Source organism: Pedobacter immunditicola (assembly GCF_037482985.1).
GTDB classification, from domain to species: Bacteria; Bacteroidota; Bacteroidia; order Sphingobacteriales; family Sphingobacteriaceae; genus Pedobacter; species Pedobacter immunditicola.
In genome coordinates this window covers 12,976-35,195 of record NZ_JBBHKC010000008.1, presented here as the reverse complement: position 1 = coordinate 35,195, position 22,220 = coordinate 12,976, and the positions used below count along the sequence as shown (strand labels likewise).

General features: G+C 38.5%; 16 protein-coding genes. 12 read left to right on the top strand and 4 right to left on the bottom strand.

Annotated features, from left to right (window positions below; genetic code table 11):
• Window position 1: 1 nt before the first annotated feature.
• Both WG905_RS14755 and WG905_RS14750 read right to left on the bottom strand, forming a co-directional pair.
• On the bottom strand, window positions 2-367 hold the full coding sequence (locus WG905_RS14755) for a VOC family protein (protein WP_339592505.1): 366 nt from the start codon (window positions 365-367) through the stop codon (window positions 2-4).
• Window positions 368-406: 39 nt separating this feature from the next.
• Window positions 407-1,186: a DNA-formamidopyrimidine glycosylase family protein gene (locus tag WG905_RS14750; RefSeq protein WP_339592504.1), complete on the bottom strand. Its 780-nt coding sequence runs from the start codon at window positions 1,184-1,186 to the stop codon at window positions 407-409.
• 74 nt (window positions 1,187-1,260) lie between these two features.
• Here WG905_RS14750 and WG905_RS14745 point away from each other — a divergent pair, with 74 nt between their 5' ends.
• Window positions 1,261-1,521, top strand: coding sequence for a DUF6965 family protein (locus WG905_RS14745; protein WP_339592503.1), 261 nt, complete (start codon window positions 1,261-1,263; stop codon window positions 1,519-1,521).
• Here WG905_RS14745 and WG905_RS14740 read toward each other — a convergent pair.
• Entirely contained in the window at window positions 1,506-2,186 is a 681-nt protein-coding gene (locus tag WG905_RS14740) for a substrate-binding periplasmic protein (RefSeq protein WP_339592502.1), read from the bottom strand. The two genes, WG905_RS14745 and WG905_RS14740, sit on opposite strands and share 16 nt — an antisense overlap.
• 252 nt (window positions 2,187-2,438) lie before the next feature.
• Between WG905_RS14740 and rpsA the strand changes: the two genes are divergently transcribed.
• Window positions 2,439-4,373 (top strand): 30S ribosomal protein S1, encoded by a 1,935-nt coding sequence (gene rpsA, locus WG905_RS14735; protein ID WP_339592501.1) that lies wholly within the window; start codon window positions 2,439-2,441, stop codon window positions 4,371-4,373.
• A gap of 315 nt (window positions 4,374-4,688) precedes the next feature.
• Here rpsA and gdhA read toward each other — a convergent pair whose 3' ends face one another.
• Window positions 4,689-6,029, bottom strand: a complete 1,341-nt coding sequence (gene gdhA, locus WG905_RS14730; protein ID WP_339592500.1) for an NADP-specific glutamate dehydrogenase — start codon at window positions 6,027-6,029, stop codon at window positions 4,689-4,691.
• 456 nt (window positions 6,030-6,485) lie between these two features.
• Here gdhA and WG905_RS14725 point away from each other — a divergent pair, with 456 nt between their 5' ends.
• The 10 genes from WG905_RS14725 to WG905_RS14680 all read left to right on the top strand — a co-directional run bounded on the left by WG905_RS14725 (window position 6,486) and on the right by WG905_RS14680 (window position 22,216).
• Window positions 6,486-7,025 carry an RNA polymerase sigma factor gene (locus WG905_RS14725; RefSeq protein WP_339592499.1) on the top strand — a complete coding sequence of 180 codons (540 nt, stop codon included), beginning with the start codon at window positions 6,486-6,488 and terminating at the stop codon, window positions 7,023-7,025.
• A gap of 38 nt (window positions 7,026-7,063) precedes the next feature.
• Window positions 7,064-8,218, top strand: coding sequence for a FecR family protein (locus WG905_RS14720; RefSeq protein ID WP_339592498.1), 1,155 nt, complete (start codon window positions 7,064-7,066; stop codon window positions 8,216-8,218).
• 70 nt (window positions 8,219-8,288) lie between these two features.
• Window positions 8,289-11,660 (top strand): SusC/RagA family TonB-linked outer membrane protein, encoded by a 3,372-nt coding sequence (locus WG905_RS14715; protein ID WP_339592497.1) that lies wholly within the window; start codon window positions 8,289-8,291, stop codon window positions 11,658-11,660.
• A gap of 25 nt (window positions 11,661-11,685) precedes the next feature.
• Window positions 11,686-13,170, top strand: coding sequence for a SusD/RagB family nutrient-binding outer membrane lipoprotein (locus tag WG905_RS14710; protein WP_339592496.1), 1,485 nt, complete (start codon window positions 11,686-11,688; stop codon window positions 13,168-13,170).
• A gap of 20 nt (window positions 13,171-13,190) precedes the next feature.
• Window positions 13,191-14,531, top strand: coding sequence for a DUF5018 domain-containing protein (locus WG905_RS14705; protein ID WP_339592495.1), 1,341 nt, complete (start codon window positions 13,191-13,193; stop codon window positions 14,529-14,531).
• A gap of 51 nt (window positions 14,532-14,582) precedes the next feature.
• Window positions 14,583-15,728 (top strand): DUF4855 domain-containing protein, encoded by a 1,146-nt coding sequence (locus tag WG905_RS14700; protein ID WP_339592494.1) that lies wholly within the window; start codon window positions 14,583-14,585, stop codon window positions 15,726-15,728.
• A 206-nt stretch (window positions 15,729-15,934) separates the two neighbouring features.
• Entirely contained in the window at window positions 15,935-17,542 is a 1,608-nt protein-coding gene (locus WG905_RS14695) for a beta-N-acetylhexosaminidase (protein ID WP_339592493.1), read from the top strand.
• Between the two features lie 40 nt (window positions 17,543-17,582).
• Window positions 17,583-18,131, top strand: coding sequence for a bifunctional pyr operon transcriptional regulator/uracil phosphoribosyltransferase PyrR (gene pyrR, locus WG905_RS14690; protein ID WP_339592492.1), 549 nt, complete (start codon window positions 17,583-17,585; stop codon window positions 18,129-18,131).
• 2 nt (window positions 18,132-18,133) lie between these two features.
• Window positions 18,134-19,066 (top strand): aspartate carbamoyltransferase catalytic subunit, encoded by a 933-nt coding sequence (locus WG905_RS14685; protein WP_339592491.1) that lies wholly within the window; start codon window positions 18,134-18,136, stop codon window positions 19,064-19,066.
• Window positions 19,067-19,201: 135 nt separating this feature from the next.
• On the top strand, window positions 19,202-22,216 hold the full coding sequence (locus tag WG905_RS14680; RefSeq protein ID WP_339592490.1) for a tetratricopeptide repeat protein: 3,015 nt from the start codon (window positions 19,202-19,204) through the stop codon (window positions 22,214-22,216).
• Window positions 22,217-22,220: the final 4 nt, after the last annotated feature.

The window sequence follows — 22,220 nt, the reverse complement described above, 5'->3', positions numbered from 1 at the left end:
CTTATTCTTCCATTAAGGCAATAACTGCACCAGCCGGGTCCTGGATCACAATGTATTTGGATTTACCCATCATCGCTGGCCCGACAAGCACCTTGCCTCCCATTGCTTTGCATTTTTCACTGCTTAAGGCTACATCTTCCACGATCACATAGTTCATCCATTGGGAAGGAAAATCTTTAAGGGATCCCCTATTGTGACATATTCCTGCAACCACCTCCCCATCTGTGCTGATGATATTGTAATCGTCATAGTCGCCCTGAGAAACGGGTGAAGAAGTCCAGCCCACCACCTCACAATAAAAATCTTTCACTTCGGCAGCATTTTCGACGGTCAGGTCCTGCCATAATAATTTTCCGGTTTTACTCATTTGATCTTGTTGATTTCAGAATCAATGATACATAAATACTCAGATAAAAAGTTCCTGCTCGCTGGTATAATACGTTTTCCGTGAGCCGGTTTTTTTAATCAACACTTCAGCACCTGTGGGACTCTGTTTTATTTTCGGTCCGTGAACTTTCAGAAATTCCCTGTACTCTCCGCTGATGATATCGGGATGAGCGAGCTTCAACTGCTTTTCAGCATCCAGCAACACAGATTTGATGGATTTGACCAGGGTGTTAACTTTGTCTGCAGGAATTTGGTTGGCAGCGGAGAATGGTGAAATCCGGGCATCCCATAAAATTTCATCAGCGTAGGCATTGCCAATACCTCTGATTAATTTTTGATCCAGGAGGATGTTTTTGATCGAGGCTTTGCTGTCATGCAGTAACTTTTTTAAAAAGTCAGCATTAATTTCATCAGACATTGCGTCTAACGCAGCAGAAGGGGCAGGATTTAATGTGGGTGTTGCCATTTTTTGAAAATCCGACAGCGCCAGGCCTTTCCCATTAGAGAAACCCATGACCAGGATGGCAAATTTCGGCAGATCGCTATCTTCAAAATAGTGAAGTTCACCATGCAGCATTAAATGAAGTGCAAGCACATCTTCCTTCTCGAATTTAAAATGCAATTCCTTACCCACACGTTTAACGGCTTGAAGTTGCTGGCCAAGGAGCGTTTTTTGCAGGGTAGTTTCTGTTACATTGAGGTTTTTAGACACAAGCACCTTTATTTCTATCAATTTATTTCCAGCTAGTTTTTGATGAAGATTACTACTGAACAGCTGTAAGTCTGGCAATTCTGGCATATGATCACATTTATCTTAGCCTAACAAGGCTTAAGGCATAAATGTTCGAATGAGATTTATCTTATCTTTGTACCATGACCATTGAAGAATTAGAAGCCTATTTCGAAGGAATCGATTTACCGGAAACTGTTTACCTTAATAAGGCCACAAAAATTGTGGACGTTAAAAAGTTTGTCCGTAGTCACCTGATTACGGTAAAAGCACATGGACACATTAAGGCCTATTCAAGTTTTTTCGACCGCCTGCTGCAGTTAAAAGATATCATTGAGGCACAAAGGGCAGCGCAGCAAGAAGAGGATGATCAGGGTGCAGAAGATGGTCAAAGTTCAATGTAATTAAACCATTTTTTATAAAGCTGGTGATAAACACCGTTTTCTTTAAGGTGTTTGAGCACTTCATTGATCCGTAGTTTCAGCAGAGTATCGCCTTTTTTCATGGCGATAGCATATTGAGAATGTGTATTGGGCATAAACATGCCTATTTGCAGACCGCGATGTTGATGCAGGAAACCACCTGCAATAGGCGAGTCATCAATCAACACATCAATCTCCCCCTTTAGCAACAGGTTATACAATTCATCATTTCTGTTTACATGGACAATATCGTGGCTTGGAAACTTGCCCATAATGTATTTTTCGGCTTCAGTGGCAATGCGGATTCCAATGGTTTTGTGATCAAAACTGTTGAGGTTATAGAGGGAAGTGCCTTTATTGACCACGGCACAAAGCCTGAATTGGAGATAAGGCATACTGAATTCCAAAATTCTTTGCCTCGAAGTAGTCATGGTGACAGCAGAACAAATCATGTCCAGCTCTCCCTTATATAGTTTTTCAAGGATATGTTTCCACAAAGAGATTTCGTAATGCAGTTCAAGATTTAATTGACTGGCAATTTCCTTCATCAAATCGACTTCAAATCCTTCGAAAACGGCCGAATTATAGTCAGAATGCATAGGAACAGGAGCAACAGAATCCAACCCGATTTTAAGTATCTCTTTCATTTAAAGGTAAATTAGTATAAGAATCAGTTATTGCTCGTTGAACTTATATTTCGTTATACACGTACACCCTTTTTAATATAAGCTTAAATATAGAGTAGAAAATTTAGATTATAATAGAAAAAATACACAATCAACTATACGAGTTTGAGGCAAGCACTTATAAATCAACAAGATTTATGTAAAAATAATTTCGTCTAAAATATAAATTCGTATATTTGTAGTCCCTAACGGGAAAAGGAGATTAAATTTTTAATGGCAAAAAAACAAGTAGCAGAAAAAGAACTAGAGGCTAAAAAAGCCGAACTTCAAGGTGCAGACGCACGTCTGACTGAGAGAGAAACCGTTGAGTCAGAAGCTGATTCAATGTCGATCGAAGCGATCAAATCATCATTAGCTACCCCAGATCAAGATTTTGATTGGGACGCAGATGATAAAGTATTTGGTAAATACTCTGACGAGGACCGTAAAAAGTTCGAAGACATGTATACCGATACTTTTAATCAAATCAATCAAGGTGAGATCATTAGCGGTATTGTTGTATCTATCAACAACAAAGACGTTGTATTGAACGTAGGATTTAAATCTGACGGATTAGTATCAACATCTGAATTCCGTGATACACCTGATCTTAAAATTGGCGATAGCGTTGATGTGTTTGTAGAAGCACCAGAAGATGCAAATGGCCAGTTAATCTTATCTCGTAAAAGAGCTAAAACCCAAAGATCATGGGAGTCTATTAATGAGGCTCTAGAAAACGACAGAATCATCAACGGATTTGTGAAAAGCCGTACTAAAGGTGGTTTAATTGTTGACATCATGGGTGTTGAAGCTTTCTTACCTGGTTCTCAAATTGACATTAAGCCTATCCGTGATTACGATATCTATGTAGGTAAAACAATGGAATTCAAAGTTGTTAAGATCAATCACGAATTTAAAAACGTAGTTGTATCTCATAAAATCTTAATTGAAGACGACTTAGAAAGCCAAAAAGTTGAAATCGTTTCTAAACTTGAAAAAGGTCAGGTATTGGAAGGAACTGTTAAAAACATTACAGACTTCGGTGTATTCATCGATTTAGGTGGTGTAGATGGTTTACTTCACATTACTGATATTTCTTGGGGCCGCATAGAGCATCCAAAAGAAGTATTGAGCTTAGACGAGAAAATCAATGTTGTTGTGCTTGACTTTGATGACGAGAAAAAACGTATTGCTTTAGGTTTAAAACAATTAACTCCTCACCCTTGGGAAAGTCTTGATACGAACTTAACAATCGGATCAAGAGTTAAAGGTAAAATTGTTACCGTTGCTGATTACGGTGCTTTCTTGGAAATCATTCCAGGTGTTGAAGGTTTAATTCACGTGTCTGAAATGTCATGGTCTCAAAACTTACGCAGCCCTCAGGAATTCCTGAAAGTTAGCGATGAAATCGAAGCTGAAGTATTAACTTTAGACAGAGATGAGCGCAAAATGAGCTTGGGTATTAAGCAATTAACTCAGGATCCTTGGCAAAATGTTGCAGAAAGATACCCTATCGGAAGCAAGCATACTGCAGTAGTTAAAAACATGACTAACTTCGGTGTATTTGTTGAAATTGAAGAAGGTATTGATGGATTGATCCATATTTCTGATCTTTCATGGTCTAAGAAAGTTAACCACCCTAACGAATTCACTAAAGTTGGTGATACATTAGACGTAGTTGTTCTTGAATTAGATGTTGAAAGCCGCAAACTAAGCTTAGGTCACAAACAATTAGAGGAGAATCCTTGGGATACTTTTGAAACTATCTTCACGATGGATTCAGTTCACCAGGGTACAGTTGTTAAAGTAACTGATAAAGGTGCTGTTATTGCTTTACCTTATGGTGTTGAAGGTTTCGTACCAACAAAACATATGGCTAAAGAAGATGGTTCTGTAATTAAAGCTGAAGAAACCAATGATTTCAGAATCATTGAATTCAACAAAGATGCTAAACGTATCGTTGTATCTCATGCCCGTATCTGGGAAGAGGCTAAAGCTGAAGCTGTTGCTGAAGAAAGAGCTACTAAGAAAAAAGAAGCTAAAGCATCCAGCAATGCTGTTAAGAAAGTTAAAGATTCAGTTGAGAAATCAACACTTGGAGATTTAGGTGTATTAGCGCAGTTGAAACAACAAATGGAAGGCGAAGAAAACAAAAATAAAGGTAAGTAATCCTTTAGGTTTATAATTAAAGCATCCCGCTGGTCGGGATGCTTTTTTTTTTGCCCTGTATTTTTAGGGAATGATATAATGATCTCTCGTTTAAGGACAGCCGTCATCACCACTTCAGCTAATAAATCGTTGAATAAGCTTTACTGGGTATTGAATTCCTGGTTTACACAGGGGTAATCAATATAACACCAGTAGCCGGACAAATCGCCGGACATAAAAAAGCTCAAACATTTGATGAGAATGTTTGAGCTTTTTATATTATAAGACAATAAACAGCTTACGCTAAGGCCTAATAAGGCTTCGTAGGAAGTTACTTTAAACTATTCCTTGTGCCAGCATGGCATCGGCAACTTTAACGAAGCCTGCAATGTTTGCGCCTTTTAAATAATTTACATATTCTTCATCTTCCCTGCCGTACTTCACACAGGCCTGGTGGATTTGTGAAATGATTAATTTAAGCTTTATATCAATCTTTTCCCTTCCCCATGAGTATCGCAATGAGTTTTGAGACATTTCCAATCCAGAAACAGCAACACCGCCAGCATTGGCTGCCTTACCGGGAGCATACAGAATCCTTGCTTTTTCGAAAACATGGATAGCCGCAGATGTAGATGGCATATTTGCGCCTTCAGCAACACAGAAGCAGCCGTTATTGACTAACAGCGTTGCATCTTCCTCATCTAGCTCGTTCTGGGTAGCATTTGGGAAAGCAATATCACACTTGATGCCCCATGGTTTCCCTTTGGCAAAGAACTCACAACCAAATTGGTCTGCATAAGCTTTGATCCTACCCCTTTTGTTATTTTTAAGATCCATCACAAACTTCAGCTTTTCAGCATCTATACCATTTGGATCATATATAAAACCTTCTGAATCAGATAAAGTCAGCACCTTAGCACCCAACTGAATGCATTTTTCTGCGGTGTATTGCGCTACATTTCCCGATCCGGATATCACAATGTTTTTACCTTTCAGGGAGTCATTTTTCAGTTTCAGCATTTCCTGAACGAAGTATACGACACCGTATCCGGTTGCTTCTGGACGAATTAAACTACCGCCCCACTCCGAGCCCTTACCCGTTAATACGCCCGTAAACTCTCCCCTGATCCGCTTATACTGACCAAAAAGGAAACCAATCTCCCGTGCACCAACGCCAATATCGCCAGCAGGCACATCCATATCAGCACCAATATGACGGTACAGCTCAGTCATAAAACTCTGGCAAAATTTCATGATCTCATTTTCAGATTTCCCCTTAGGGTCAAAATCTGATCCTCCCTTTCCACCACCCATGGGTAAGCCTGTGAGACTGTTTTTAAACACCTGTTCAAAAGCGAGGAATTTCAAAACACTTAAGTTTACAGAAGGATGGAATCTTAAGCCCCCTTTATAAGGGCCAATAGCACTATTCATCTGGACTCTAAATCCACGATTAATTTCAACCTCACCCTTATCATTTAGCCAGGGGACTCTAAAAATAATAGTCCGCTCGGGTTCAGCAATTCTTTCAAGAATCTTGTTGATTTTATACTTCGGATGATTTTCCGCAAAGGGTATTATCGATTCGGCGACTTCATATACTGCCTGTAAGAATTCCGTTTCATGCGAATTGCGGAATCTTATTTTATTCATAAACGTGTTGATGGTAGAATCCATTGTTTAATGTAAGAACTTTATATAATTCATGAAAGTAGGCTTTTTAGCATAAAATCTCGTATAAAAATCATTTTTAGGTATAAATCTTTCTAAAAAACTGTCTTTTAAATTACAAAACGCTGAATTTCATATAAAATAGAATGAAATGACGAGTTAAATTACTTCGTATCAGTCTCCTAAACTCGCATTAAAATAACTCATATTTCTTTTTGCTATATAAACATACACTGCATGCTCCAAATAGCTGAGCAAGCCAATAAAATTAGGAAAACTTCAAAAAATCTCCAATTATTATATTGATATAAAATGGAATACAAAGCGCCAGCTAAAAAGCTTTACTCGTACTTCATAAAATAATTTAATAAATAACGCATTTCCCTTTAAATAAATAAAAACTATTATAAATTTGAATTTATAACCAAGTATAAACATTTCTCCATCTAAAAGCTCCTACAATTGAGTACAATTCAGGATAGTTTTTTATTAAATGAATTAAAAGCAGGCAATGCCGGGGCGTACGAACTGCTATTTAAAAAATATTACAAGCTTTTGTCTATTCAGGCATTTTACATTATAAATGATGAAGTAGAGGCCGAAGATCTAGTACAAGCTCTTTTTCTGGAAATCTGGGAAAGGGAATTATACCATAACATCAATTCGTCGTTGAAATCCTACTTACAGATGACGGTAAAAAACAGGTGCTTAAAAATTCTAGGGCAAAGAAAAACTCTTTCAAACCGCATAGATCACTACACTTACAGTATTGTCCATGAAGTAGAACGGGATCCCCAGGAATTACAAGATTCAGAAAATAAAATAAATAATATCCTAAGAGAACTTCCACGACAGCGGCAACAAGCTTTTACATTGGTATATCTTAAAGACAAAAAGTATAAGGAAACCGCTATTGAAATGGGAATCAGCATTAATTCTGTAAAAAGTCACCTGAAGTTGGCCATCACAGAATTAAGAAAGAAATTAAATGATTTTAAATAATTCACCCATTTGCCCAACAATAGCCTCTTCAATAAAAGATGAATTATAATAGAGAAAAAATTTACAATCTTCTCATTGAGAAAATTGCCGGATGTATCAGTGTGGAAGACAATGCTGAAATAGAGAATCACATTTTGCAGGATGAGGAAACAAGGGCTATATGGAAGGATCTACAAGAGAAACATGCGTCACGTGGTGCAGCATTTTTAAATGCAATAGATGAGGACAAAGCCTGGCTTCAGGTTAAACAGCTGATGGACAAACAAGGGCAACCAAAACATAAAACCACAAATTTAAATTTTCAAAAATGGTTATCCGTTGCCGCCATCATTACCGTGCTTTTAACGGCTACCTATATCTTCAATAAGCAATTTATAGGTTTATTCAACATACAAGATACCCAGGGCCAAAACACTGCAAGCGCATTAGAAGAACACAAGATAGAACTAAAATTGGCTAATGGTAAGTCCATTGCCATTAAAGAAAATGGCACCTTAACCTTAGGTAATGCGCAGCTGAGCATAAAAGATGGGAAACTAAAATATACAGCGAAAGATTCAGCGTTAAATTGGAATACCTTAACCGTACCTGCAAAGATGAGTTACAAGCTGGAACTCTCTGATGGGACTGAAGTTTGGATGAACTCGGCTTCTAATCTGAAGTTTCCTTTTAATTTCATAGGTGACAAAAGAGAAGTATATCTGGAGGGCGAAGCCTACTTTATCGTTGCGAAAGATATCAATAAACCTTTTATAGTACATAGCAAAGGAACCCACGTCAAAGTATTGGGCACTGCATTTAATCTCAATTCTTATGGTGAAGAGGTAATTACTTCTCTTATCGAAGGATCTGTAATGAATAAAACAGCGACCGATTCAATTACTTTAAAACCAGGTTTGCAGTCTATCTACCATGTTTCTGCCGGGTTCAGACAGAAAAAGTTTGATGCAGACCAGGTTCTATCATGGATGGACGGTGTTTATTATTTCGACAATATTACTTTAGAAAACATGGGTGATGTCATTAAACGATGGTTCAATGTTAAGCTTGTTATTGATAACCCAGAAATAAGGAACCTGAGCTTTACAGGGGCCATTGAAAAAAACAAATCTTTAGGTTATTTCATGTCCAATCTTGAGTCTGCCTCCGGAATAAAGGCCTATATGAAAAATGGTGAACTGCACCTTAAATAATTTCGCAAATCTATTCACCCATTAGGCAAACATACAGGTCTAATGAGAAACAACCACCTAAACTTTAACTATGCGAAAATTTTACTTAACGAAGTTAGGTATATATTTTAGCCTTATTTTTATCCTGGTTTCCCTTTCGGGTTTTATCAGACAAGATAAAAACAGCTATTTTATAACCTATTCCAACCAGGAAATTAGTCTGAAGGCGTTTTTTAATGTGATTAAAAAACAAACTAAACTTACAGTCTTTTACAACAACCAATTACTCAGTGACCAGTCGAAGGTCAAAGTAAGTTTTAAAAAAGCCACTATCGAAAGCGTCCTTAATGAGGTATTAAAAGGCAAAAGTGTCGATTGGGAAATTAATGACAACTTCATTATTCTCAAAAAGAAAAACCAGGCCCCAGTTACCCTAAACACCACTTCTGCTTTAAAGCAAAACATAATTACCGGCAAAGTGGTCGATGAAATGGGTTTGCCTGTACCGGGGGTAAGTGTAAAAATCAAGAATACACAAAAAGGTGCTATTACTGACTCAGACGGCGTTTACCAACTCCCTGCTGAAGCGGGTAATACAATTTTAATCTTTTCTTTTGTTGGCTATGAACCACAGGAAATTCTGGTAAGAAATAGCAGACCCCTGGCTGTCATCTTAAAGCCAGGGGCTAATGCACTTAATGAGGTTTCGGTTACTGCCCTGGGCATCAAGAGAGAGAAAAAATCGTTAGGCTATTCCGTGCAGGAGATTAAGGGAGATGTATTTGAAAAAGTTAAAGAACCTAATATCATGTCTTCTTTAACCGGTCAGGTAGCAGGTTTAACAGTCTACAATAAAACAGGCACTTTTGATGCGCCCACTTTTAACATCAGGGGCTCGTCGTCTATACTAGTTGTTATTGATGGTGTGCCAATGGGCACAGATACCTGGTCTATTAACCCCGATGATGTAGATAAAATGGATGTGATCAAGGGCGGTACCGGTGCAGCTTTATATGGCGCGCAAGGAGCCAACGGTGTGATCATGATTACCACCAAAAAAGGCGGCAATAACCCTCAGGGCTTATCTATTAATTTCAATTCATCTACCGTCTTCAACGCGGGCTACGTGGTGTTACCTGAATATCAAACTACTTATGGACAAGGATTGGCAGGTCAGTATTCTCCTACGGCTAACCAGGTAAATATTTGGGGACCAAAATTAAACCAGGAAGATCCAAGTTCAGCAAGTGGATTTGTGGAATATGTACAATGGAACAGCCCTAAAGATCCGGTTACAGGTGAACTAATCCCTTTGCCCTGGATCACCAGAAATACCAATCCCATAGAAGAAATTATGGAAAGTGGTTATACTTTAAATAACTCTTTCTCTGTTGGCGGAAACAATGAGCTTGGTGATTTTAGAATCGGATATAACAACATTTATAAAAAAGGTAACACACCCAATACAAATCTCAAAAATCAAACCATTGATATTTCAGGAGGTTACAGGTTTCACAAAAAACTCCGGGTTGATGCCAAAATCAGTTACAATAATTTAAGTTCTGACAACTATGAAGATACCGGCTATAGCTGGGATAACTTCATATTGCATATCGGAAATAACTTAGGACCAAATGTTGACCTTGATGATTTAAAAAATTATTGGGCGGAAGGTAAAGAAGGCATAATCCAAAGAACATGGGTGGCTGGAAGGAATAACCCTTACTGGATTTTAAATGAAAACACCCATGTTTATAACAGAGACCGCTTAACAGGTTGGGTAAAAGCCAGCTATGAATTTAATAAAAATTTAAACTTTCAAGCAAGAATTTCTCAGGTATATAATTCGATACAACAGGAAAATAAAGAGAATAAAGGAAATTTGGCCGTTACTTCAAACCCTGATGGGAGTTATAGCAATAGCGCTAACAGATCAACTGATTTGAATGCCGATTGGTTATTGCGCTACCATAAAAACTTCTTTTCTGAAAACTTTGGCGTTGACGCCCTCGTGGGCGGTAACTATAGAACACTGAATAGCAGAGGCCTTTCGGCAGGTGCACCTTCCTTAATTGTTTCTGATTTTTACAATTTATCTAATAAAACAGATTATAATTCGGCCTCAAATAACAGTAGCAGTAAAATAGTCAACAGTTTATACAGTACTGTAAATTTAAACTTCCAGTCTAAAATTTACTTGGGTGTAACCGGTAGAAATGACTGGTCGAGTGCTTTGAAAAGCCCTTACAACTCTTATTTCTATCCATCGGTTTCATTAAGTGCTATCGTATCCGAAATGTTAAAATTACCGCAACCAATATCATTTATGAAACTCAGAGGTTCATGGGCGGTAGGAAGGAACGATGTGGATGCTTTCTGGAACGACCAGGTTTATTCTATTGGTAATTTTAACGGAAATCCTACCGCATCCGATGGTGCCAGCTTATTTGCGAACAGCTTAAAACCATCAAAAAGTGAAAATGCAGAGGTTGGTTTAGACATCAGGTTTTTTAACAACAGGTTAGCTTTTGATATGGCCTATTATGAAAAAAAGAGCCTTGATCAAATCAGCACGACCAGTATTTCCCATACCTCAGGATATACGGGAATCAGACAAAATGGTGCGGGAATCTTAACTAAAGGTTTTGAATACAGCATTTCAGGAACGCCAATAAAAACACAAGATTTCTCCTGGAATTCTATAATTAACTTAAGTTTCTACAAACAATATGTGCATTCCATAGCACCTGGTCAAACCTACTATGCAGATTATTACCGTGTGGGTGAAAGAATTGGCAGAATCAGGGGCTTACAATTTGTAAAAAATAGTGAAGGTCAAATCATCCATGATAATGGATTGCCTGAAATGACTACAGTTTACCAACCTATCGGTGAAAACGAATACTTTGATCCTAAATTGGTCTATGGTTTTATTAACCGGTTTAGCTATAAAAACTGGATGATGAATTTGAATATTGATGGCCGTATCGGTGGCATGATGTACAATTACATGTATGCAAATATGATGATTTCAGGTTCAGCTTTACAAACAGCTGAAGGTAATGTCAGAGAATTACCGTTTGTGGGTAATGGAGTTAAAGTTATTGGTGGTGAAGTCATCAGAGATGTGAGAGAGAACATAGTTTATGATTCACGGCAATACGCGCCTAATGATGTCGGTGTTGATTACTATGCATGGGTACAGAAAGGTTACAAAAACAACTATAACCTAAATGCTTTTGACGCTTCGCACTTAAAAATCAGAGAGATTTCTCTTGGGTATTCTCTTCCTAAAAAACTATTAGCTAAAGCAGGTATTAAGGGTGCATCCGTAGCTGTAGTAGGTAGAAACCTATTCTTATGGACAGGTGTATTGTACACTGATCCGGATATTGATAATTCTGATGCTGGTCAGGGGCCATCTGTAAGAAACGTTGGTTTCAACATCAATATTAATTTATAGTGTTCAAACTTTTAAAAGCAAAACCATGAAATTAAAATTACTATATATCGTATTGTCAGCATTAGCTTTAAGTGGTTGCACTAAAGGTTTTAATGACATTGAAAATCCCAATAACACAACTATAGTCCCTCCTTCTACCCTGTTTACGGGTATTAGCAGATCTACATTTGTGGGTGTTGGTGAGGCTGCACAACAGGCATCACAATTTTACGTCCATTTGAACGGAGGTGCCTTAAATGAAATTACTTATGAATTCGGCAAAAATGCTATGTCAGAGTATAATATCTTAAGGAATGTTGAAAAACTTAAATTTGAAGCAGAACGCCAAAATGGACCTGCCTATTATCTAGGCCTGGTGAAATTTTTCAGAGCTTATTTATTTGTTCAAGCTACACAAAAAGTTGGTGATATACCCTATTCTGAAGCCTTAAAAGCAGATCAAGGTATCCCAGCGCCTAGATATGACAAGCAAAGAGATATTTATATCGGGGTATTAAAAGAGCTGGAAGAAGCCAATGACTTGATACCGGCGACAGGTACATTAACTGGTGATATTATTTTTGACGGCAGCTTATTAAAATGGAAGAAATTAGTTAATACTTTCAGGTTAAGGGTACTGATGTCTTTGTCCTTGAAAACTGGCGATGCGGAACTAGACGTAATCAATCAATTTAAAAAAATCTATGAGGATCCAGTAAAATATCCCATCATGACGGGTAATGCTGATAATTGTGAGTTTAAATATTACAATGCTACCGGCGCTTATCATTATTGGTATACCTCAACAGATGTTAAAAATTACAGGTTGTGTACTACCTTAGGGGATGTGTTAAAGACCAACCTTGATCCAAGATTATTTAGATATTTTGAGGTACCTGCATCGCCGGCAGGTTTAAGTTCTACCCTGCATGCCAACTATAAATCCATAGATCATGGTGTAGCAACGAGTGTATCTTCACCGCAGGAATTATTGACTTCTAAAATTAATTCAAAGTACATCAACCAAACTGTAGGAGTCAGTTACATGCAATTAGGCTATAATGAATTACAATTTATTTTAGCAGAGGCAAGTTTCAGAGGCTGGATTTCCGGAAATGCAGAAACTTTTTATAACGAGGGTATCAGGGCTTCCTGCCAATACCATGGCGTAACGACAACAGAGATCAACACCTTTTTAGCTGGTCCGGTAAAGTATGATGAGTCTATCGGTTTAAAACAAATTAATACACAAAGGTGGGTTGCTTATTTCCAAAGTTCCAATTATGAAGCCTTGTGGAACCAGAGAAGAACCAGGGTTAAAGGTTTTGACAATACCAACACCAGCTCAGAAGCAGGGTACCCTGTATTTAAAATTGGTACTGTTAATAAAAGCGACGGTAAAGTTCCTAACAGATTCCAATACTATTTACAGGAAGCCTATTATAACGAAAGAAACCTGACCGAAGCCATTCAGAGGCAATTTGGGGAGGATAATATAAACGGTGTAATGTGGAGCTTAATTAAACAATAAAATATTTAAAATCGCAAGAAATGAAAAAGATAAAACTGTTTTATAAAAGATTGCTCCTTGTATTACTCACTATAAGCACTGCTTCTTGTTTACCTGATACACAGTTGGGACCAGAAAAAGTTGAAGGATCGGTCATTAGGTTTCAAATTACCAATGTTGAGGGTGCTATTGTGTCAATGCTTGGACATCAAATTAACGTGAGCTTACCTATCGGTGCAACTACAAATGAACTGATCCCTCAGATTATTGTGGCTCAAGGTACAACCATCTTAGATTACACCGAGGGCCAGACGCTTGACTTGTCTAAGGATTATATCCTTAAAGTAATGGGAACCAACAATGTTGTAGTTGAATACCTGGTAAAAACCGTCGTACAAAAACCAAAGCCTGGTTTTGCTCAGATTGAACTTTTGTTTGAAAAGAAGCATTCTAGTTTTTACGGTTGGACAAATAATCAACAATATTCTACAGCCACAAGTGGTGATCATGTTTTAGTTGCCAATACAGGTGTCATTCAAGTGCTGAACGGAAATACCGGGGAGCCCAAAGGCGTGTTAGCGGGACACCCGGGTGCCATTCACCAGATTGCAAATGATGACGCTGGCAGAATATTTTCTGTTAACGTGATAACAACCGCTACTGCATTTAAAATTCATAAATGGGAAAATGTGAACTCCACAGCACCAGAACTGATCATTAACTATACCATTCCAGCAGGTGACTGGCCCTCAGGAGGTAACTTAGGCCGTTGTTTGTTAAGTGTTACAGGTGATATTTCTAAAAATGCAGTGATTTGTATTCCGATGGTTAATAAAAATTATTTCTATAGATGGGTTTACACCAACGGACAATTAGTATCTAACACGCCAGAAAAAGTAACTTATAATTTTCCTTTAGCCACAAAAACATTCGGTAATATTACCGCAAATGTGAACCCATTAGGTAATATGCCTGTCGATGGTTATGTGGTTACACAAACCGCACGTGGATGGGAATATATAGGAAAAGATAAACAATATTCATTCGCCACCACAGATGGTGCCATTCCCTACAGGTCATTTGTTTTTAATTTTAACAAAGCAAAATACTATGCGGGCTCTGTTGCGACTCCAAATTCTGCCTTTTACATTTTCAACATTACCGACCCTAAAGCTATTGAATTGACAGAAAGCCAAAGGTTTGATGAAGGTATAGATTTTAAGCCTTTTCAAAGTGTAGTTTTCCCTGTAGAAACTGTTGGTAATACCACCCCTCACATTGGCTTTTCGTTTAAACAAAACGCTGATGGTACCGGGATCTTATATTATCTCTATGCAAATTCTGGCTTAAGGGCATATAAATTAACCCCTAATGAAAACTAGTAGCAGGCGTAGCAGTAAACAAGCATATACTAACTTAATTAACTTTTATAAATGAATTTCATCATAATGAATATGAGATATAAATATTTAGGCATACTAGGACTGGTTTTATGGCTGAGTTCTTGTCAAAAAATTGATTATAACCTGGGTACTTCTATTCCAGATACCATGACGCCAATGTCATTGACTTCAGCTAAGGCTGTTGATATGATGTTGATCTTCCAGGGTGGCACACACAGACCCGCCTGGACTCAGGAGGAATTGGAACCATTTGTTACTTATGTTGACCCTGAAACCAGTGTTGAAAATTGGTTGTTTGATGGTTTCTTAATTATAGAAGCTAATGACGGCGCTGGTAGAGACATGTTAGCGCCAGTTTATCCTGATCAGTTTACAGGAAAATTAGGCAGAAAAATTGAATGGGAAAATCAATTGACCAGACAGTTCACTACTAATAACGGAATCGACGCCTTAAACAAACTGATTACCGTAAAAAGCACAAAAATCGGTGCGCCTAAAAGAAAAAGACAAGTGGTGATCTGCTTACCTGAACCTGCTCCAGGACAGACGGATTGGGGTGCACTCGATGGTAGAACATTAAATTTTAGTTCTCAAAATGACAGGTTAACCGCTTTAAGATGGTATATAGATCAGATTATAGCCAAATGGAATGCCTTAAATCCGCAGAATTTAGAGCTTGCGGGTTTTTATTGGACACCTGAATCAGCATATATTTCTCAAGTTATGCTACCTACTGTTAAATCTTACATCAGAACTAAAAGTCCGAATTTTCAATTCTATCACATTCCACATTGGGGTGCAAGTTTAAGACCGGACTGGAAAAAACAAGGTTTCGACATCTCCTATCAGCAACCAAATGAGTTCTTTAAAAAGGTTAGACTTAATAAAGTGAAAGTTGCTGTAGATTATGCCATAAAAAATGGCATGTCGCTGGAGTTTGAATTCGATGAAAGTGCTTTGTTAAAATATAATTACTTAAAGAGAGACCTCTTTATGGAGTATTACAATGATTTTAAAGATGCTGGCATCTGGGAAAATTATCCGTTAACGTATTACCAGGATCATAAAGCCTGGGTTGCATACATCAACTCTACTGATAGTAAAGACCAGGAGATCACCCGGCTGTTAGCGAGAACCATCGTGGACAGACAAAAAAGGGCAGATCTGCTCAAATAAGTTCAGGTGTATTTGAATATACACGCGAGTTATTAAATATCCTCGCTATAAAAAAAGGAACAATAGGAAGTTGTAAGACTTCTCTATTGTTCCTTTTTTTATGATAGCCTGGTTTATTCACTCTTGTTTGCTCATGATAGTTTCACATTAAAAAAAGCTGCCGGAGATTTTTTTACTATTTTGGCGCCATAACACAAATAGAGATCATGAAATTATTATTGAATAGTTTAATTGCTTTTTTATTGATTAGTTCAGCAGCTACAGCACAGCTACCGGATTTAATACCTCAACCAGTAGAAATGAAAGCAGGTTTAGCCAGCAATCAGTTTACGTTAAATAGCAATACCATTGTATTAACCAGTGACACAGCCCTTCGCAAATCAGCGGCTTATTTAACCGGCTTTATCCAACAGCATTATCACCTTTCCCTGGATACAGCCATTTACGCAACAAACGAAAAGCGGAAGAATGTCATCTCCCTGATCAGAACTGCCAGTGTTCCGCCCAATTTAAACCAATATACGTTGTCGGTGGTGAAAAACGCCATCACCATTAGCGCCGCTACAGATGAAGGCATATTTTATGGGGTTCAAACCCTTCTCCAGTTATTACCAGTAGATACCACGGTAAGCAATTATAAGATTGCTGCTGTTGACATTACCGATTATCCAAGGTTCGATTACCGCGGCATGCATTTAGATGTGAGCCGCCATTTCTTCGATGTGGCCTTTGTGAAAAAATATATCGATTATCTGGCCATGCATAAGTTGAATTACTTTCACTGGCATTTGACGGATGACCATGGCTGGCGTATAGAGATAAAAAAATATCCTGAGCTCACGGAGATCGGTGCCTGGCGCAATGGCACCATCATCGGTTTATACCCCGGCAAGGGAAATGACGGGATCAGGTATGGCGGCTATTATACGCAGGAAGAAATTAAAGAGGTCGTTAAATATGCGACGGACCGTTACATCACGGTGATTCCGGAAATAGAAATGCCGGGCCACAGTTTACCTGTTCTTGCAGCTTTTCCAGCATTAAGTACTACCCCTGCTATTCCAAAAAAGGTTGCTGAAACCTGGGGCATCTTCAACAAATTCAACAATGTACTATTACCATCCGAACAGACCTTCACCTTTTTAGAAGATGTGTTAACAGAAGTCATGGAACTGTTCCCCTCCCCTTATATCCATATTGGCGGCGATGAATGTGCCAAAATATGGTGGAAACAAAGTGCTTTCACGCAAAAGCTGATCAAAGAAAAAGGGCTAAAAGATGAAAATGGTGTACAAAGTTATTTTATACACCGGATAGAGGAATTTGTAAATAGCAAAGGTAAAACCATCATTGGATGGGATGAAATTTTGGATGGCGGCTTAGCACCCAATGCCATTGTAATGAGCTGGAGGGGCGAGAAAGGTGGCATCGCAGCAGCAAAGCAAAAGCATAAAGTAATCATGACGCCGGAGAATGCGATGTATTTCAACCACAGTCAGTTTATGAAAGACGATTCTTTAACGGCCAATAAATTTATCCCACTTGAAGTTGTTTATCACTATGATCCCGTTTCTGCATCACTGGCTCCTGAAGATGAACAATACATCTGGGGTGGCCAGGGCAACCTATGGTCAGAATATATCAGCAATCCAGCCAAGGTAGAATACATGTTGTTTCCAAGATTAGATGCTTTAAGTGAAATTTTATGGAGCCCTAAAAATAAACGTAACTACCCTGATTTTAAGCGTCGTTTGAAAACGCAGTTCAAACGTTACGACCTGCTGAACATTAATTACCCTAAACGTTATTTGTAGTTTACACACGATTTCCTATATTTGTTCAATCCTTTAGTCAATGCAAACAAGAACCCTGCTAGACGGAAAAAAATTCCAGATCACAATTAAGCGACTATGTCAACAGTTAATTGAGAATCATCCTGATTTTTCAAATACTGTACTTATTGGAATCCAGCCAAGAGGCAGTTATTTCGCCGACCGTATTCAGTACGAACTTTCGACAATTTTAGATAACAAGGCCTTGAAAAAAGGCAATCTTGATATTACTTTTTTCAGGGATGATTTCAGGCGGAAAGACGGCCTGGTTTCTGCAAGCAGTAATAGCATCGATTTTATCATTGAAGGTAAAGATGTCATCTTAATTGATGATGTTTTATGGACTGGCCGTACCATCAGGTCGGCATTGGATGCACTGCTTGCTTATGGCAGGCCCGCAAAAGTTGAACTGCTGGTACTTATAGACCGCAGATTTTCAAGACAATTACCTATAGAACCCGATTATATCGGTTTACAGGTGGACAGTGTGGACTCCCAGCTGGTGAAGGTTAGCTGGAAAGAGACCGAAGGTGAAGACAAAGTAATTTTATTATCAGAAAAGATCAAATAGAAATGGCAGCAGACAGATTATCAACCCGACATCTTTTAGGTATCAAAGATATTAACCGGAATGATATTGAATTAATTTTTGAAACTGCCGATAATTTTAAAGGTGTGATTAACCGCCCGATTAAGCGGGTTCCCTCTTTAAGAGATATTACCATCGCCAACATATTTTTCGAAAATTCTACCCGTACTAAACTATCCTTTGAACTTGCCGAGAAGAGGCTGTCTGCTGATGTTATCAATTTTGCAGCTTCGTCATCTTCAGTAAGTAAAGGAGAAACCCTGATCGACACGGTGAACAACATCCTTGCGATGAAAGTAGACATGGTGGTCATGAGACACCCGTATGCAGGTGCAGGTGTTTTCCTGAGCAGGCATATCAATGCCCAGATTGTAAATGCTGGAGACGGGGCACATGAACACCCGACCCAAGCGCTGCTGGATGCTTTCTCGATCCGCCAGAAATTGGGTGATGTGGCAGGAAAAAAAGTCGTGATCGTTGGTGACATCCTCCATTCAAGGGTAGCCATCTCTAATATTCTTTGCTTGCAAAAATTAGGCGCAGAAGTGATGGTTTGCGGACCAACCACCCTGATCCCTAAATTTATTGGTAGTCTAGGGGTAAAAATAGAACACGACCTCAGAAAAGCGCTAAACTGGTGCGACGTCGCCAACATGTTGCGTATACAGCTGGAACGTCAGGACATTAAATACTTCCCTTCTTTAAGAGAGTATGCGATGATGTATGGTTTGACAAAACCCATTTTAGACAGCCTGGATAAGGAGATTGTGGTGATGCACCCCGGCCCCATTAACCGTGGTGTGGAGATAACAAGTGACGTTGCAGACAGCAAGCAATCCATCATCCTGGAACAGGTTGAAAATGGCGTCGCCATCAGGATGGCCGTACTTTATCTCCTTGCAGCTCAGCGGGATTAACTTCCTTCGTAACTTTTACATACCAATTTTAGTAACTTTACGTTTAACAGGTGTTATTAACATATGTTAATTACTATTGTTAGTAAGCCGCTTTAGTATGTCTATATTAGTAGCCATCAAATTTGAATAAACCAGATGCAGAAAAAATACCTTTTTATACCCCTTTTATTAGCAGGAAACCTAACAGCCGGTTATGCACAGCTTAGTCCGTTAGTAAATCTAAATAAAAACTATCAAAGTGGATTAGAATTATTAGATAATGAGAAGTACGTTGCAGCAGCGCAGCAGTTTAAACTGGTGGAACAGTCCAGGTTAAAACCAGATGCACAGCAGGAAAGCAATGCAGAACTAACTTTACTGAAAGAAAACGCTAGATTTTATGCTGCTGTTTGTGCACTTGAATTGGGCAATGATGATGCAGAGAGCTTGTTTCAAAAGTTCATCAATGAATACCCCTTAAATCCGAACACCAAACTGGCTTATTTCCATGTCGGTAAAGCATATTTCGCACAAAAGAACTACGAAAAAGCGTTGACTTGGTTTGAGAAAACGGACCCCTCTACCCTTTCGCAGAAACAACGTGTAGAATACCAGTTTAAACAAGGTTATTCTTATTTCGTCGTTAATGACATCGAAAAAGCAGAACCTTTGTTCGAAGCGGTAAAAAAAGAAGATTCACCTTTTCAGGAAGATGCAACTTACTATTTTGCTTACATCAATTACCTGAACAAGGAATATAAAACAGCCTTAAGCAATTTTGAAAAGTTAAAAGGTTCCCCAACATATGAGGCCAGCTACCCTTATTATATCACTTCCATGTATTACCTGGATGAGCGGTATGATGACGTGATTACCTATGCCATCCCAATTTTGCCAACTATTGAAAAGCAGTATGAAGCAGACATGATGAGCTTGATCGCCGCTTCTTATTTTGCCAAGTCAGATTACAAAAACGCAGAAAAATACTTCCAGACTTATTACAGCAAGGAAAGTGCAACTAATAACAACTTGTTCCTTTACCAGTATGGCTACACACTATTTGAATTAAAGAAATATCAACAGGCAGTAACCGTATTGGAAAAATTGAATACGGATGATGTATACCTGCAAAGCGGGATGTTTACCTTGGGCCGTACCTTTATTGAATTAAAAAACAAGGAAAAAGCAAGAAGTGCATTTTTCAGGGCGTCGAGACTTGACTTCAATAAAACAGTGCAGGAAGATGCATGGATCAATTATGCCAAGCTAAGTTATGAACTTGATTTTAACCAGCAGGCGCTGGAAGCTACGCAGAACTTCCTGAAGGACTTTCCAACATCACGTAAGCTGAATGAAGCTAAAACACTATTGGGAGAAATTTTGCTGACCAGTAAAAATTACCAGGCTGCAATTGACATCTTAGAACCTATACCGAATAAAACTCAGGAAGCTCAAGAAGCTTATCAAAAAGTAACCTATTTCCGCGGACTTGAATTTTACAACGAAAGGGCATTTCCTAATGCCTTATCTATGTTCCTTCGCTCGGAAGCCACCCCTGTTGACCCGGAAATTCATGCATTGAATACATATTGGAAAGGTGAAGCATCCTATGAGTTGCGTAAGTTTGGTGAATCGGTAAAAACTTTTGAAAAGTTCTTATCAATGCCGGGAGCCAAAAATACCAAAGTATACAACTTTGCTAACTATGCATTAGCATATGCTGCTTTTGAGAATGAAAATTATACCAAGGCAGCAACTTATTTTGAGCGTTTCCTCCAAGGCAATGACAAGGATCAGAAAACGGTTGTCGATGCGACAATCAGACTGGCCGACTCTTACTTCGTCAGTAAGAGTTATGGCAATGCACTTGCTAATTATAATAAGATCATAAACGGGCAACTAAAAGGTGAAGATTACGCCTTGTTCCAAAGAGGGATGATTCAGGGATTAGAGGGACAGGATGACGCAAAAATTGCGACCATGCAAAGTTTACTTAAACAGTTTCCAGGTTCTAACTATGCTGATGATGCAGGATTTGAAATGGCTTATACCTATTTCAACAAAGGAGACCTGGAAAAATCCAAAAATGACCTGACCAGTTTAATCAGACAGTATCCAAACAGCAGTTATATTCCAAGAGCGATGGTGACCATTGGTCTGGTTCAATACAACCAAAACCAGGATGATGCAGCTGCCGAAACCTTCAAGAAGGTAATTGCAGAATATGGCAGTACCGAAGAGGCCAAGCAATCTCTGGAATCCATTAAAAACATTTACCTGGATAAAGGTGATGGCAACGGCTTTATCAATTACGCCAATACGACCCCTATTGGAAATTATACGGTTGCCGAACAGGACAACATTGTTTTCCAGGCAGCGCACACCTTATATTTAAAAGGCAATTTCCAGGACGCATACGAGGCCATCAACAGTTATTTTGATAAATACCCTAAGGCCATTCATGACAAGGAAGCAAAATTCATCAGGGCAGAATCGTTAGTAAAGTTAAATCGCGCTACGGAAGCTATCCCAGATTATGAGTACATCCTAAATGACTGGACCAGTGATTATACCGAACGCTCTTTAGTTAGCATTTCAGAGTTATATTTAAAAGAGAAAAAATACAACGAAGCAATTGTATACCTGAAAAGATTGGAAACCACGGCTGATTATAAGGTGCACCATACCTATGCCCTTAACAACCTCTTGAAAGCTTATGCCGCATTGAATATGCCGGATGATGTGATCAGATATGTTAAACTTATAAAAGACGCTGAAAAGACATCTGAAGAAGAAAAAACAACTGCAGACTTGTATGCTGGTAAAGCCTATCTTTTGAAAGCCGACACCACCTCAGCGATCAAATCACTGACTAATGTAGCGAACAAGCTCAAAACTATTGCCGCTGCAGAAGCTAAATATACACTAGCGGAACTTCAGTATACACAGAAGGATTATAAGACATCACAGAAAACATGCTTTGACCTGATCAACAACATGCCATCTTATGATTACTGGGTTGCAAAATCATTCTTATTGCTGGCGGACAATTACCTGGCATTAAATGACAAACTTCAGGCAAAGAGCACCCTGTTAAGTCTGATTGACAATTATGATGGCAAGGATGAAATTGTTCCTACTGCTAAAGAGAAATTAGAACAAATAAAATAAGCTA

Coding starts and splice junctions, on each gene's coding strand:
- WG905_RS14755 (WP_339592505.1), bottom strand. CDS start 367: ATGAGTAAAACCGGAAAATTATTATGGCAGGACCTGACCGTCGAAAAT.
- WG905_RS14750 (WP_339592504.1), bottom strand. CDS start 1,186: ATGCCAGAATTGCCAGACTTACAGCTGTTCAGTAGTAATCTTCATCAA.
- WG905_RS14745 (WP_339592503.1), top strand. CDS start 1,261: ATGACCATTGAAGAATTAGAAGCCTATTTCGAAGGAATCGATTTACCG.
- WG905_RS14740 (WP_339592502.1), bottom strand. CDS start 2,186: ATGAAAGAGATACTTAAAATCGGGTTGGATTCTGTTGCTCCTGTTCCT.
- rpsA (WP_339592501.1), top strand. CDS start 2,439: ATGGCAAAAAAACAAGTAGCAGAAAAAGAACTAGAGGCTAAAAAAGCC.
- gdhA (WP_339592500.1), bottom strand. CDS start 6,029: ATGGATTCTACCATCAACACGTTTATGAATAAAATAAGATTCCGCAAT.
- WG905_RS14720 (WP_339592498.1), top strand. CDS start 7,064: ATGAATTATAATAGAGAAAAAATTTACAATCTTCTCATTGAGAAAATT.
- WG905_RS14715 (WP_339592497.1), top strand. CDS start 8,289: ATGCGAAAATTTTACTTAACGAAGTTAGGTATATATTTTAGCCTTATT.
- WG905_RS14710 (WP_339592496.1), top strand. CDS start 11,686: ATGAAATTAAAATTACTATATATCGTATTGTCAGCATTAGCTTTAAGT.
- WG905_RS14705 (WP_339592495.1), top strand. CDS start 13,191: ATGAAAAAGATAAAACTGTTTTATAAAAGATTGCTCCTTGTATTACTC.
- WG905_RS14700 (WP_339592494.1), top strand. CDS start 14,583: ATGAATTTCATCATAATGAATATGAGATATAAATATTTAGGCATACTA.
- WG905_RS14695 (WP_339592493.1), top strand. CDS start 15,935: ATGAAATTATTATTGAATAGTTTAATTGCTTTTTTATTGATTAGTTCA.
- pyrR (WP_339592492.1), top strand. CDS start 17,583: ATGCAAACAAGAACCCTGCTAGACGGAAAAAAATTCCAGATCACAATT.
- WG905_RS14685 (WP_339592491.1), top strand. CDS start 18,134: ATGGCAGCAGACAGATTATCAACCCGACATCTTTTAGGTATCAAAGAT.
- WG905_RS14680 (WP_339592490.1), top strand. CDS start 19,202: ATGCAGAAAAAATACCTTTTTATACCCCTTTTATTAGCAGGAAACCTA.